14 protein-coding genes and 3 tRNA genes are annotated in these 13,421 nt (G+C 66.8%); 6 read left to right on the forward strand and 11 right to left on the reverse strand.

Annotated features, from left to right (window positions below; all coding sequences use genetic code 11):
- Window positions 1-78 precede the first annotated feature (78 nt).
- The 3 genes from EV383_RS02600 to EV383_RS02610 all read right to left on the reverse strand — a co-directional run bounded on the left by EV383_RS02600 (window position 79) and on the right by EV383_RS02610 (window position 2,738).
- On the reverse strand, window positions 79-273 hold the full coding sequence (locus EV383_RS02600; RefSeq protein WP_130288425.1) for a ferredoxin: 195 nt from the start codon (window positions 271-273) through the stop codon (window positions 79-81).
- 83 nt (window positions 274-356) lie between these two features.
- Window positions 357-644 carry a hypothetical protein gene (locus EV383_RS02605; RefSeq protein WP_130288426.1) on the reverse strand — a complete coding sequence of 96 codons (288 nt, stop codon included), beginning with the start codon at window positions 642-644 and terminating at the stop codon, window positions 357-359.
- Window positions 645-818: 174 nt separating this feature from the next.
- Window positions 819-2,738, reverse strand: a complete 1,920-nt coding sequence (locus EV383_RS02610) for a propionyl-CoA synthetase (RefSeq protein ID WP_130288427.1) — start codon at window positions 2,736-2,738, stop codon at window positions 819-821.
- A 217-nt stretch (window positions 2,739-2,955) separates the two neighbouring features.
- Here EV383_RS02610 and EV383_RS02615 point away from each other — a divergent pair, with 217 nt between their 5' ends.
- Window positions 2,956-4,248, forward strand: coding sequence for a GDSL-type esterase/lipase family protein (locus tag EV383_RS02615; RefSeq protein ID WP_130288428.1), 1,293 nt, complete (start codon window positions 2,956-2,958; stop codon window positions 4,246-4,248).
- Window positions 4,249-4,265: 17 nt separating this feature from the next.
- Here the strand turns inward: EV383_RS02615 and EV383_RS02620 are convergent, their stop codons facing one another.
- On the reverse strand, window positions 4,266-4,484 hold the full coding sequence (locus tag EV383_RS02620; protein ID WP_479725231.1) for a heavy-metal-associated domain-containing protein: 219 nt from the start codon (window positions 4,482-4,484) through the stop codon (window positions 4,266-4,268).
- Window positions 4,485-4,518: 34 nt separating this feature from the next.
- On the reverse strand, window positions 4,519-4,800 hold the full coding sequence (locus EV383_RS02625; protein ID WP_130288429.1) for a metal-sensitive transcriptional regulator: 282 nt from the start codon (window positions 4,798-4,800) through the stop codon (window positions 4,519-4,521).
- 275 nt (window positions 4,801-5,075) lie between these two features.
- Between EV383_RS02625 and EV383_RS02630 the strand changes: the two genes are divergently transcribed.
- The 4 genes from EV383_RS02630 (at window position 5,076) to EV383_RS02645 (ending at window position 5,727) form a co-directional block, all read left to right on the forward strand.
- Complete coding sequence (locus EV383_RS02630) at window positions 5,076-5,303, forward strand: hypothetical protein (protein ID WP_130288430.1); 228 nt, start codon at window positions 5,076-5,078, stop codon at window positions 5,301-5,303.
- Between the two features lie 141 nt (window positions 5,304-5,444).
- Window positions 5,445-5,517: transfer RNA gene (locus EV383_RS02635), tRNA-Glu, on the forward strand.
- A 24-nt stretch (window positions 5,518-5,541) separates the two neighbouring features.
- Window positions 5,542-5,615, forward strand: a tRNA-Asp gene (locus tag EV383_RS02640).
- 38 nt (window positions 5,616-5,653) lie between these two features.
- A tRNA-Phe gene (locus EV383_RS02645) sits at window positions 5,654-5,727 on the forward strand.
- A 77-nt stretch (window positions 5,728-5,804) separates the two neighbouring features.
- On the opposite strand, the gene EV383_RS02650 is transcribed toward EV383_RS02645, so the two are convergent.
- The 5 genes from EV383_RS02650 to EV383_RS02670 all read right to left on the reverse strand — a co-directional run bounded on the left by EV383_RS02650 (window position 5,805) and on the right by EV383_RS02670 (window position 9,917).
- Window positions 5,805-7,052, reverse strand: a complete 1,248-nt coding sequence (locus EV383_RS02650; protein ID WP_130288431.1) for a site-specific integrase — start codon at window positions 7,050-7,052, stop codon at window positions 5,805-5,807.
- On the reverse strand, window positions 7,049-7,231 hold the full coding sequence (locus EV383_RS02655; RefSeq protein ID WP_130288432.1) for a helix-turn-helix domain-containing protein: 183 nt from the start codon (window positions 7,229-7,231) through the stop codon (window positions 7,049-7,051). The genes EV383_RS02650 and EV383_RS02655 overlap by 4 nt, the downstream gene beginning before the upstream one ends.
- A gap of 1 nt (window position 7,232) precedes the next feature.
- Entirely contained in the window at window positions 7,233-8,435 is a 1,203-nt protein-coding gene (locus EV383_RS02660; protein WP_130288433.1) for a hypothetical protein, read from the reverse strand.
- A 205-nt stretch (window positions 8,436-8,640) separates the two neighbouring features.
- A complete protein-coding gene (locus tag EV383_RS02665; RefSeq protein WP_130288434.1) occupies window positions 8,641-9,027 on the reverse strand; it encodes a hypothetical protein in 387 nt (128 codons plus the stop codon).
- Window positions 9,028-9,140: 113 nt separating this feature from the next.
- Window positions 9,141-9,917, reverse strand: a complete 777-nt coding sequence (locus tag EV383_RS02670) for a GntR family transcriptional regulator (RefSeq protein WP_130288435.1) — start codon at window positions 9,915-9,917, stop codon at window positions 9,141-9,143.
- Between the two features lie 55 nt (window positions 9,918-9,972).
- Between EV383_RS02670 and EV383_RS02675 the strand changes: the two genes are divergently transcribed.
- Window positions 9,973-10,425 (forward strand): NUDIX hydrolase, encoded by a 453-nt coding sequence (locus EV383_RS02675; protein ID WP_242622856.1) that lies wholly within the window; start codon window positions 9,973-9,975, stop codon window positions 10,423-10,425.
- Here the strand turns inward: EV383_RS02675 and EV383_RS02680 are convergent.
- On the reverse strand, window positions 10,422-12,383 hold the full coding sequence (locus EV383_RS02680; RefSeq protein WP_130288436.1) for an AAA family ATPase: 1,962 nt from the start codon (window positions 12,381-12,383) through the stop codon (window positions 10,422-10,424). The two genes, EV383_RS02675 and EV383_RS02680, sit on opposite strands and share 4 nt — an antisense overlap.
- Window positions 12,384-13,421 lie beyond the last annotated feature (1,038 nt).

The following is a 13,421-nucleotide window of genomic DNA, read 5'->3' on the forward strand; positions in this document are numbered from 1 at the left end:
GCGGGGGTGCGGGGCGAGAGGGATCCTCACGAATCCCCGCCGCCCCGGCAACCCACCCGGCGTCGTAGCCGGGACGCGTCAGTCCTCGGTGATCGTGATGGCGGCCTTGGGGCAGCTGCGGGCGGCCTCCTCGACCTTCGGGCGCAGCTCCTCGCCGGGCTTCTCGTCGAGGATGTAGAGGTAGTCGTCGTCACGCACCTCGAACACCTCGGGCGCGACGCCCATACAGACGGCGTTGCTCTCGCAGAGGTCGAAATCCACATTCACCTTCATGCCGCCATGGTGCACCGGATCGATACCCCGCGCCGGACTGAGTGTGCCCTGACCTGCGGTAATGCTTGCCTGATCGGAGCCGGTCAGGAGCGCTCGACGGTCGTCGCCGCGGCCGGGACGAGCGGCCGGACGGCACCGGTGCCGGCCGCCGGGTTGGTGGGCGGCGGAGTGGTGCGCGGGACGACGACGGACGCGGTGGTCACCGGCCTGTTCGTCAGGATCGTCATCGGCGTGCGGGCCACCGTGTCGGCGCCGCTCGGGGATCCGCCGCCGTGCTGGGCGGTGGCCAGGAGGGCGGCCGTGAACAGGGTCAGCCCGCACGCCAGCGTGGCGCTCAGGGCGATCAGACGTGCTCTGCGGGTGCCGTCCATGGCTCTCCTCCGTCGCGGCGACGGCCGCGCGGAAAAGCCGTGGGGAGCGGCGGCGGTCGTCGACTGCGACATCGCAGACGTCCGGTCGCCGCGTTACCCGAAAAGCTGATCTTGATCGCAAGTTAGGCCGTTCGGCCGTATCACTACGACCGAACGGCGGTACCGAGAGAGCGTCTACTCGCGACGGAGCACCGGGCGCAGCGTGTCGAGGACGGAGGCGTCGTCGATCGTGGACGGAACCGGCTCGTCGTGACCGTCGGCGATCCCGCGCATCGTCTTGCGCAGGATCTTGCCCGACCGTGTCTTGGGCAGGGCCGGGACGACCGCGACGTCCTTGAGCGAGGCGACCGCGCCGATCTGGTCGCGGACCATCTCCACCAGCTCGCCGCGGAGCTTCTCCTCGTACCCGTCGGCGTCGGCGTCCACGCCGGACTTGAGCACGACGAACCCGCGCGGGATCTGGCCCTTCATGGTGTCGGCGACCCCGATCACCGCGCACTCGGCGACGTCGGCGTGCCCGGCCAGGACCTCCTCCATCCCGCCGGTGGACAGGCGGTGGCCGGCCACGTTGATCACGTCGTCGGTGCGGCCCATCACGAACACGTAGCCGTCGCCGTCGAGGTGCCCGCCGTCGCCGGTGAGGTAGTAGCCGGAGAACGCCGACATGTAGGACTGGACGAAGCGCTCGTCGTCGTTCCACAGGGTCAGCAGCGAGCCCGGGGGCATCGGCAGCTTGACCACGATCGCGCCGTCGGTGCCGGCCTCGACCGGCTTGCCGTCGGTGTCGAGAACCTGCACGTCCCAGCCCGGCATCGGGCGGGTCGGTGAACCGGGCTTGATCTCGAGCAGCTCGATCCCGGCCGGGTCGGCCGCGATCGGCCAGCCGGTCTCGGTCTGCCACCAGTGGTCGATCACGGGGATCCCCAGCAGCTCGGAGGCCCATCGGTAGGTCTCCGGGTCCAGGCGCTCCCCGGCCAGGAACAGGTACTTCAGCTTCGACAGGTCGTAGTCCTTCGTGAACGTCCCGTCCGGGTCCTCCTTCTTGATCGCCCGGAACGCCGTCGGCGCGGTGAACATGCTCGTGACGTCGTTCTCGGCGATCACCCGCCAGAACTGCCCGGCGTCCGGCGTGCCGACCGGCTTGCCCTCGTAGAGCACGGTCGTGGCCCCGGCCAGCAGCGGCGCGTAGACGATGTAGGAGTGCCCGACGACCCAGCCGACGTCGGACGCGGTGAACATCGCCTCGCCCGGGCCGACGTCGTAGACGTTGGGCATCGACCAGTTCAGGGCCGTCGCGTAGCCGCCGGTGTCGCGCACGACGCCCTTGGGTTTCCCGGTCGTCCCCGAGGTGTAGAGGATGTAGAGCGGGTCGGTGCTCCTGACCGGCACCGGGTCGGCCGGGGTCGCGGTCCTCACGGCCTCGGCCCAGTCGACGTCCTTCTCGCCCATCGACGCCTCCGCCTGCGGGCGCTGCAGCACGACGTTGCGCTCGGGCTTGTGCGTCGAGAGCTCGATGGCCTTGTCCAGCAGCGGCTTGTACTCGATGACGCGTTTGCCCTCGATGCCGCAGGAGGCCGACACCATGACCTTCGGGGCGGCGTCGTCGATGCGGACCGCGAGCTCCTTGGCCGCGAACCCGCCGAACACGACCGAGTGGATCGCGCCCAGACGTGCGCAGGCCAGCATCGCGATCGCGGCCTCGGGGACCATCGGCATGTAGAGCACGACCCGGTCGCCGTAGCCGACGCCCAGGTCACGCAGCACGCCGGCGAACGTCGCGACCTCGTCGCGCAGCTGTGCGTAGGTGTAGGTGCGCTTGGTGCCGGTGACGGGGGAGTCGTAGACCAGCGCCGCCTGCTCGCCACGGCCGGCGTCGACGTGACGGTCCAGCGCGTTGTGGGAGATGTTGAGCTCCCCGTCGGGGAACCAGCGGTAGAACGGCGGGTTCGACTCGTCCAGCGCGCGCGTCGGGGCCTTGTACCAGTCCAGCGACTCGGTGGCGCGCAGCCAGAACCCCTCACGGTCCTCGACGCTGGATCGGAAGATCTCCTCGTAGGTGCCCACGTCCCGCGACCTCTCTGTACTCGTCCGCATCCGGAGCCGTCCGGGCTCGGAGTTCGTGACCGCCGACACTATGGGCTGGCACCGACAGTTCGCAGCCCGTCGATCGGGCAGTGCCGCCCGACCGCTCGTCCCTTCCGGGCGACCGATCGGCCGAGAGTCACCGGTGATCGACGTAACGTGACCACGAACGAGATCGACATCCCCCGTGCGGGGCCGAACCGTCGAGCCCCGACCATCGGGAGGCGCGGTGATCGGGACGTCCGGAGGCCGGACGCGTGTGCTGGGCGGCCTCGCCGTGCTCGCGACCCTCGCGATGGCCGCCCTGGCCGGAGGGTGCGCGCGGGCGCAGTCGATCGCGACGGCCGCGACGTCGTGCGGCGCGTCCTGGGTGACCGGCTGGCACGCCTCCGAGCAGTCCGTCCCGGGTGACCAGCTGGCCGGCCGCACGCTGCGGATGCAGGCCCGCCCCCAAACCGACGGCACGCAGGTGCGGCTGCGGCTGTCCAACCGCTACGGCGACGGTCCGCTGGTGATCGCGGCGATGACGGTCGCCCGCGGCGGCTCCGGCCCGTCCGCGACCGACGTCGTGCCGCTGCGGGTGGCCGGGCTCGCGGGCGTCACGATCCTCGCCGGGCAGGACGTGCTCACCGACCCGGTGCCCGTCGCCGTCACCGCCGGGGTGCCGCTGGCGGTGAGCCTGTTCCTGGTCGAGGTCCCGACCCGGATCAGCTCGCACCCGGTGGCCCTGCAGTCGGCCTACCTCTCGAAGCACGGCGACGCGACGACGAGCCCGACCGGCGCCGGGTTCGACACGACGCTGCAGTCCTGGCCGGTGCTGGCCGGGATCGACGTGCTCGCCGGACGTCCGGCCGCGTCGGTGGTCCTCATCGGCGACTCGCTCGTCGACGGCGTCGGCAGCACCCCGGACGGGCAGGACCGCCTGACCGACGCGCTCGCGGCCCGTCTGCGCGGTGCGGGCGGCGACCGGACGATGACGGTGCTCAACGCGGGCCTGTCGCGTAACCAGCTCCTCGACGACGACCCGAACGACGGCGGCGACTCACCACAGACCCGCTTCGACGCCGACGTGGGCGGCGAGCCCGCGACCCGCGACGTCCTGCTGCAGGCCGGCACGAACGACATCGAGGCCGGCGCGAGCGCGTCGGAGATCGTCGACGGCCTCGCGCGCTTCGCCGACACCGTCCGCGCGTCCGGGCGCCGGGTGTTCCTGGTGACGATCCCGCCGTCGACGCTGTCGGTCCGCGGGACGCCGCTGGGTGCCGCCGTGCGCGACGAGGTCAACGACTGGGTGCGGACCCGGGGAGCGACCCGGGCCGACGGCGTCGTCGACTTCGCCGCCGCACTGGCCGACCCGGCCGACCCGCGACGGCTGCGCCCGGCGTTCGACTCCGGGGACGGGCTGCACCCGTCCCCGGCCGGCTACCGGGCACTGGCCGACGCGATCCCCGTCCAGGCACTGAGCGGGAGCCCGTGCCTGGCCAGGGACGGCGCGACCCCCGTCGTCGCCGAGGGCCGCTGAGAGCTGCCGGGGCGGTCTCAGGCCAGCGCGTAGCCCGCCTCGTCGACGGCGGCGGCGATCGCGGCATGGTCGAGCTCGCGGTCCGAGGTGACGGTCACGCCGCCCGACTCCAGGTCGACGGCGACCTCGGTGACGCCCTCGATCTCGCTGATCTCCTCGGTGACCGAGGCGACGCAGTGCTGGCAGGTCATGCCGGTGACGATGATGTCGGTGCGGTGCGTGGTGTCGATCGACACGGGTTCCTCCTGGGAGCTGGTGATCGGGGTGGGGTCAGGACCGGACGAGCCGGGCGATCGCGTCCGTGGCCTCCTGGACCTTCGCCTCGCCCTCGGCGGTGCCGGCGCGCGCGGCGTCGGCCACACACCCGGACATGTGCTCGGAGAGCAGTTCCAGGGCGAAGGACTGCAGTGCCCGGGTGGCCGCGGAGACCTGGGTCAGCACGTCGATGCAGTAGACGTCCTCGTCGACCATCCTCTGCAGGCCGCGCACCTGGCCCTCGATCCGACGCAGCCTGCGCAGGTGCTCGTCACGGTGATCGGTGTAGGCGGGCATCGTTCCTCCTCGGGCGCAGCCACGAACAGCTCCCATCATACCCCTCGGGGGTAGGCGCGGCCGGAGCAGGCGGTGTTCGGACGGTGATCGAATTCGGGTGCCCGTCACCCGGGAAGGGGCATGCGTCCGCATCCCACGGTAGGTAACGTCTTGGTCACGGCCACAGGCGGTGGCCGTGCGGCGGATGCGGTCCGAGAACGCGCGTCGCCCGGCAGTGTCGCCGGGTTCGAGCGGATCGAGGCGCAGATGCCCGGACGGCCTATCGGGGAGGCGTCATGAGCGGGATCAGCAGCACGAGGCGGAACGTGGACGACAAGGAGACCGGTTCGATCCCGGCCCCGCGGAGCGCGGCCGACGCGTTCCGGGTCTCCGACGAGCAGGTGGCGAACGCCCGTCTCGTGGTCGCGAAGAACGCCCAGAGCACCGAGGACCTCCGCGAGATGCTCGACATGCTCGGCCTGATCTCCTCCAGCCCGGACCAGCCGCCGCCCGTCTCCCGCTGAGATCGACTCCCGTCTGCCGTCTGAGCAGCGACGACGACGCGTTGGAGGGGGCGGCTGCGGTCGCCCGCAGGGCCTGTCCTATGCTTTGCTGGCTCCCAACGGACAGCCGTTGGAGGCAGGGATCGCCTCCGGGTGGTCCACGCCCCCATCGTCTAGCGGCCTAGGACTCCGCCCTTTCAAGGCGGCAGCGCGGGTTCGAATCCCGTTGGGGGTACGGTAGTAATAGCTTCACAAGCAAGGCCCAGTGGCGCAGTTGGTTAGCGCGTCGCCCTGTCACGGCGAAGGTCGCGGGTTCGAGTCCCGTCTGGGTCGCTCCACTCTCTGGTCACCCCGGTTCATCCGGGGGCCGGGGCCAGGTAGCTCAGTTGGTACGAGCGTCCGCCTGAAAAGCGGAAGGTCGGCGGTTCGACCCCGCCCCTGGCCACACGTTCTCACCAGCGGATTCCCCGCAACGCCTCACCGCGATCATGCGGTTTGACGGCAACGTTGACGGCAACGCGTTCATCCGATCCTCCCGTCGAGCTTGCGCAGCGCGGCCCGCTTCTCGTCCAGCGAGGCGTGCGCGTAGATCCTCATCGTGACGCCGATGTCCGAGTGGCCGGCGATCTCGCGGACGATGTGCGGCGGGACGCCGAGGTCCAGCAGCAGCGTCACGCAGGTGTGGCGCAGGTCGTGGAACCGCGTGCTCTCGACGCCGAGCTTCTTCCGCAACGGGTACCAGGACCGGCGCAGGTTGTCCGGCTCCAGCGGCGTCCCGACGCGGCTCGGGAACACCAGGTCGTGGTCCGTCCAGTCGTCGCCGGCCTCCGAGGTCTCCCAGGCCTGGGCAGCACGGTGCTTGCGCAGCGTCTCCCAGCAACGACCGACCAGCGGCAGCGTGCGCTCCGACGCGGTCGTCTTGGCCGGGACGAAGCGCAGCTCGCCGTCCACCCGCTGGAGCGTCTGCACGATCTCCAGGTGGCCGCCGTCCAGATCCACGTCCGCCCAGCGCAGCCCGAGCAGCTCGGCGCGGCGCATCCCGAGGTAGAGCGTCAGCACGTAGAGCGCGTGGAGCCGGTCGCTCACGCTTGCCTCGATCATCTCGTGCGCCTGATCGGCCGTGATGCCCCGGTGGACCCGGTACTTCGGCGACGGCACCCGGACCAGCTTGGCCACGTTGCGCATCACCAGCTCCTCGCGCACCGCGTTCTGCAGCGCGTTGCGGAACACCGCGTGCACCTGCTGGAGCGTCCGTGCGGACGGGTAGCTCTCGCAGCACCTGCCGATCGCGCAGCAGCGCCGTCCCCTCTCCGGACGACCCGCGTCGATCTCCTCGGCACAGCAGCGGCACCGGTGCTGGACCCGCGTGAGCAGCAGGCGAATGTCCGCGGCCTGGAGCGCCGTCAGACGCTTCTTACCCAGCACCGGAACGACGTGCACCCGGGTGACGACCTCGTAGCCCTGGTGCGTCTTCGGCTTGCTGTTCGGCCGGACGACGTGCTCCAGCCAGTACGCCAGGTACTCGGTCACGGTCCACGTCTTCGTCGGCATCGGCACGCCGTCTCGGGAGTGCTTCTGCAGCTCCGCGAGCTTGTCGACGACCTCCTTCCGCGTGCGGGCATAGACCCGCTTCCGGCGGACGGTGCCGTCGGTCATCAGCACGTAGCAGGCGCCCTCGTACCGGCCGTCACGACGCTTGTAGACCGTGCCCTCGCCGTTCCCGCGCTGCTTGCCCGTGCGCGGAGCCGGGAACAGCTCGTCGCCCGTCATGCCGCGTCCTCCTCACCCAGCGAGGCGACGAACTCTCGTAGCGCGTCCGCCGGTATCAACCGGGCCCGGCCGACCTTGTGCGAGCGGAGCTGCCGCGTGCGCATGAGGTCGTAGACGCGACTCGTGCTCATCCGCAGCACGTCGGCGGCCTCGCGCACCGTGAGCAGTAGAGGGTCCATGTCAGGGCTCCTTCCGTGCGGTCGTGGCGATGCGGTCGCAGTACTCGGCGTACTCGCCGAGGTAGGGCACCCGGGCTCGGGCGAGCTCGTGGCCGGGTGCGGAGACGACGGCGATGCCGGGCTCGGCCGTGCCATGTCGTTCGCCCAGCTCGCGGGCAGTAGGGCCGTGCAGCATTTCGAGCGAGTCGCCCGGCACCCGGAACGAGAGCCGCAGCGCGTACTGATCGCGGGCAAACCCGCCGCCGAGCGCTTCGGCCTCCGCGCGTTGCGCGAGGGTGACGACGCGGAACGCGACCTTCCGGCCCTCCGAGAGCAGCCGCAGGTTCGCCGACTTGATCCGGTCGATCACGGCCCGCTCACCCCGCGCCGGCTTGGACAGCGCACCGGCCGCCCGCAGCAGCCCAGGGAACTCCTCGAGCACGACGACGAACAGCGGCATCGACGGGCTCGGCTCGAGCTTGTCCACCCGCTCCGGTAGCGCGGCCAGCCGTTCGTCCATCAGCGCGACGAGCCGCTCCAGCAGGAGCGCGTGACCCTCGATGTCGGCAGTCCCGGCCATCTGCCACGGCCGGTGAACCGTGCCGTCGAACGGTCGGCCGAGCAGAAGGCCCGTGATGTCCGAACCGGCGATCCGCACGTCGTCCGCGCCCGCGAGCTGGGACAGCAGGCCGTACGCGAACTGCGACTTCCCGGAGCCGTTCTGCCCCTGCAACGCGACGTGCGCCGCGCCGGCGAACGCGTGGTGCAGCTCCTGGCCGTGCTCGTCGACCCCGAGCAGCACCCGCTCGCGGCACGTCCGCACAGAGATCCGGTCGAGCCCGAACTGCTCGTCCAGCGGGTCCGCCGCAAGCAGCTCGATCCGCACCCACCGGCCCGCGTACGGAACCACCCGCAGCCGCTCGAAACACATGCTGTGCGCGAGCCGGTCACCGACGCGCGTGATGTCCTGCGGCTCCTGGCCTGGGATCAGCTCGACCAGGAACGACGTCGGCGGGCCGAGCACGATCCGGCCGATCTTCGGCGTCCGCACCGTCATGCCGGTCGCCGTGTCGACCATCCGGCACGCGCCGACGCCCTCGCACGCGTCCCGCCAGACGTAGCGCAGGTGCTCGGCAAACACAAGGCACTCGCGCTCGTGCTCCCGACGGGCCCGCCGCGCAGTCCAGGACCTCCACAGCCGGGCGAACCAGCCGTCGGCGGTCACCGCCGCATCCCTGGGACGGAGGAGTGTCACGGCCGTCATGACGCACTCCCGGCCGAGCGCGGAATCGGAAGTAGCGCAGGCGACAGCGCCGCCATGAACGCCCAGTCACCGCACTCCGGGCACTCCCCGGTCTCGGGTGGGTACTCCGTCTCGCAGGACCGGCAGAGGAACACGACGGCATCCGCGTCGTCGATCGTGGAGGCCATCAGCTCGCCTCCGCCGACTTGCCGCGCGGAGCGGTCGCTGCCAGCGAACGGACCTCCTGGCAGCGGTACCAGACCTGCGCACCGACGACCTGGCCCTCGCGGTTCTTCTTGTCCATCACGCCGATCTCGAAGCCGACGAGCTGCACTGGCTCCGCCGGCCCGAGGTCCGGGCCCGGCCAGCTCGGCGAGGTCATGCCGACCTTGATGATCTCGTTGGTGGAGCGCCCGAACTGGCGGAAGCTCGCGACGAGCTGCACCTCCCACTTCGGAACGCCGTCCTTGGTCGTCTCCTGGTCGTCGGAGCCGAAGCGGGTCTTCGGCTCACTGGACAGCCACAACACGCGCTCGAACGTGGCTGCCTGGTCGATGGCGTAGATCTGAGGCACTGGTCTCACCTGTCTCCGTCGAAGTCCTCTAGACAAGTTGAACGGTAGCAGATGATAGCTAGACGGCTAGAGGAGTTGCCGTCGTTGTGCGACGACCACCCGATCAGCGCAGCTCAGCGGGCAGGAACCTCGTACTCCAGGACATACGCCGGGGCGGCTTTGAGGGTGTCGCAGACTTCGACCGGCCGACCGGCCGTGTCGTACGCGGTGCGGACCAGGACGATCACCGGCACGCCGTCGGTGAGCTGAAGCCGGCGCCGCTCGTCAGCCGTCGGCATCCGCGCCGTGACCTCCTCGGTGAAGTGGTCCAGTTCGTGGCCCAGCTCCTCCAGACGGGCGTAGATGCCGCCCGGGCCGCTGTCGTCGTCGACGATGGGGGAGCCAGCTGCGATCGATGCCGGGACGTACGACACTGCCGTTTCGACCGGGTGCTCGTCGGCCAGGTAGCGGCGGGATCGGATGACCACGTCCTCACCGTCACCGAGGCGCAGACGGTCGCGGATCTCGTCGGCCGGTGCGGCCGTCGAGACCTCCAGCTGGTCGACGCGCGGGGTGAAGCCGGTCTTCTCGGCTTCGACGCCGAACGCAGCAAGGCCGGCCTCCCGGTGACGGCGGGCGAACCGCTCAGACGCGAGCCTGCGCACCTGGACCGGCTGGCGTACGAAGACGCCCCGGCCCTGCTCGGCGACGACCCGGCCCTCGGAACGGAGTTCTTGGATCGCCTGCCGGGCCGTCATACGGGCGACCTCATAGTGCTCCATCAGCCGTGCCTCGGACGGCAGCTTGTCGCCGGCCAGCAGATCGCCGCGGTCGATCGACGCGCGTAGGTGATCCGCGATCTGACGGTACGGCGCGCGATCGTCCGATCGGTCGAGGAACCCGAGCTGCACAACTCCTCCAGACGACTGGACCTCTACGCTGGTTCACTGACGTTACCGAACGCTCGTGGACGAGGAGACTCCAGCGATGGCCGACACACCGAAGCACTCCGTGAGTGTCGCTGGCATCGTCGTCGACGAGGACGATCGCGTGCTTGTCATTCAGCGGCGCGACAACGCGCACTGGGAGCCGCCCGGCGGAATCCTCGAACTTGACGAGTCGCCTGAAGACGGCGTCTGTCGAGAGGTCTTCGAGGAGACCGGGGTCTCCGTCGCTGTCGAAGAATTGAGTGGCGTCTATAAGAATATGACTCGCGGAATTATTGCACTTGTGTTTCGTTGCCGACGTGTCTCCGGCGAGCCGACGGTAAGCGATGAGTCACGAGCGGTAGCATGGCGTTCGATCGGGGAGATAGTTGACGACATGGACCCGGCCTTCGCCATCCGGGTCCAAGATGCCTTGTCTAGAGAGGTTTACGTTCGATGTCATGACGGCGTAGAACTTGTCGGATCGGACTAGCGGTCTCGCCGATCTTTTTCCTCGCGAGCCACTATGCTCTCAAGCGTCTCGACGCTCGCAGGCCCAGGATGAGAAATCGTTGGGATCGAAGGGTTGTCGTAGTCGAAACTAAACTCTTGCCATCGCGGGGCACGGTCACCGCTGATATTATTGTCGGCCACAATAATTTGAGCAGTATCTCTATAAACCTCCGCGATAGTATCCAACTGGCGGTATAGGTTAACCGCGAGCTCCTCGCCGGCGCCGATCGACTTACGCGGACTGTCCAGGATAAGGAATGATGGATGTGAGACCTCAGTTTCACGCAAAGTAGTCGCTAGTAACGTTACCCAGTAGGCAACGATTAGGGCCGTTCGAATTCCGCCCGTGCTAATGGAGTCGAATGGCTTACCGTCAACAACGGGCAGGTAGTTTCGATCGTTGATCCATGCCTCGCGCACACTGGGAATCCCCAGAGCTAGGACCATTCTTTGATAATCGTCGCTCAATTCAGCCAGGAACGTGTCTCGACGTTGTGCCAGTGTTTCCACAAGTCGAGCAATGTTCGCCTCGATAGCTAGTCGATTTTCCTCTGCTTGCGAGGTCCTAGCTTCGACATCGCGAAAGCTGTCCCACACTCGAAAAGCTTCGTTGAGAGCTGCAAGACGGGTCTCTGCTCTTGCGATTTCGGAGCTCGCATCGGCAAACGCTTGAAGCCTCGGGCTTATAAGTTCTCTCGTTCGTTCGTCGACCTCTCGTGACAATTTGTCAACCCGTAGGGCGAGCGCTCGAACCTGTTCTTCGACCTCTGCCCGTTCAGTCCTCGCCGACTCCAACAGGTGGAGTGTCTCATTGGTCTGTGACTCCAGCTGTCGCAGCTCGTAAGAGTCAGGGTTGTTTCCGACATTGTCAGGAGAGCTCGTAGATGGCAGATCGTCTTGCACACAAACGGGGCAGGCGCCCGGTGGGACCTCTCGATTCCTGAGGGACTGGCTGCATCGAGGGCACACGACAAACTCGATGTCAGCGAGTCGACTAGTAGCGTCGCGAAGTCGATTAAGCCTCTTGGCGTCCTGGCGGAGCCCGGCGAGGAGCGATTCTCGGCTCTCGATCGACTCGTTAATGTGTCGAAGATGCTCATTGGCCTCGTCAAGCCGAGCACGTCGAGATATAAGGAGGTCACGGGCCAGGTCCGTTTCCATATCTTCAGGATCGACTTCGGCGCGTAGTCTTGCCAATATGGCCTGATGGTCTCTGAGGCTCTGACGGAGATCTCGCTCTTCACGCTCTGTTTCTTCGGCGGTCCCCATACGTGCATTGGCGAGGAACTCGGATATTCGTTCCTCATCATGAACTGCCGAGCGCAGTTCCTGATTTGCTAGCTGTGCTTGCTCCCTTAGCCTGAGCAGTTCAGGGTCGGTCAAGCCGAATAGCAGCTCAAACGTGGTACGACGTTTTGGTTCACGGTAGGGCTCCGAGTGGTGTGCGATGCTACGGTCGATCTCAGGCTGATCGACATAGAGCTGATTGTAAACGTCGTTGAATGTTATTGGTGACGGCGTGCTCGTTGCTGAACGACGCTGCGACGATGCTCGAACATCTGTCGGCAACCCCAGGTATTTCATGATAAACGAGCTGATAGATGTTTCGCGCTTTGATACGTCGGTTGAGTACGAGCCCACGTAGTCTAATGTCAATAGGTCGTGAACTTGAACTGAGTCACCGGAGGGAAGTTTTCGCGCAAGACTGAATCGTTCACTCTCTAGTGTTACGCTTAGCTCGACTCCGCTGACGTTTTGCTGTGCCACAGGGCTAAGGAGCGCTTTCCCGCCAAGTCCAAACTTGATCAGTTCGAGTAGGGTGCTCTTGCCGGTTCCTACCGGTCCTGTGAATACGGTTAGCGGGCCCGCGAAATCGTAGCTAACGTCGCCCCTCGAAGTCTCAAGCCGTATCCGGTCAATTCTAAATTGGGTTCCCACTAGATCACCTCACGTTGGCGAAGTTGTACTACCTCTGGGAGGCGTTCGTAAACTGCCTCTTTGAGCTGATTTCCGCTCCAAGTGCCAACGTGTTCAGCAACAGCTTCGCAGCGCGCCGCGATGTCGGACCAGGCACTGCTCTGTGCCAGGTCGGTGACCAAACGCCGTCCGGCCGGGGTGATCCGTAGCGCGACACTTCCTCTACGGCCACGTGTATACGCCGCTAGTCCCCGGCCGACAAGTGCGCCAATGATAGGATAATAGCGATCGTCCCACGGCCCATATTTATACCTGATCATAGGAGCTTCAACCTCGCGACGATCGTCGTCGGTCGCTCTGAGTCGTGGATCGTTGGCTGCATCCGGGATGACCCTTTGAGCTAGAACAGGGTACCGGACAAGGAAGTCGAGTTTAGCTAGTTTTGTAAGGCCATCGAGTTTTCGACCGGTGCCCGATGTTTGACAGATAGCTTCCAGCATAAGGAGGACCCGAGATTGGTGGTAGGCGAGATCGTCACGCAGAAGTCTCCGGCGTAGAGCTTCGTCCTCCGAGAGATCGCTCATCGAACACCTCCGCCAAAAATTCCCTCACGGTTGAGGTGTGCCCGCTCAAGGTCGATGTCAAAGACATCACTGAACCAGACCTCGCACCGGCTAGTCAGGTCACATATCCCGCCGACTGCAAGGGTTTCGTCTCGCTGCAGGGGAAGTTCGTGAATTAATTGAGGTGTAATACGTTCGTTAAGAAGCTTCCACATTTCAGGGCCGTACCGTTCAGTGGTCTCGCGCGAGGCATCTTCTGCGGCAATACTGGCAGTCCTAAGGAGGAGGCGTTCCGCTCGAGCAAACTCGACCGAATTGCCGGGAACGTCAGCAGTTCTCCGTCGTCTATTGTCTCGCCAACTCTCTGCGAACCGTTCTGCTGATCTGACGGTTGTCGGTGTGCAGCCGCCCTTAAGTAGTTTAATGGCTAAAGTTGTTGGCGCTAGCCTAGAGGGCGAAATGGCAAACCCGGATGGATCGGCGGCGACACGTCTGA

Source organism: Pseudonocardia sediminis (assembly GCF_004217185.1).
GTDB lineage: Bacteria > Actinomycetota > Actinomycetes > Mycobacteriales > Pseudonocardiaceae > Pseudonocardia > Pseudonocardia sediminis.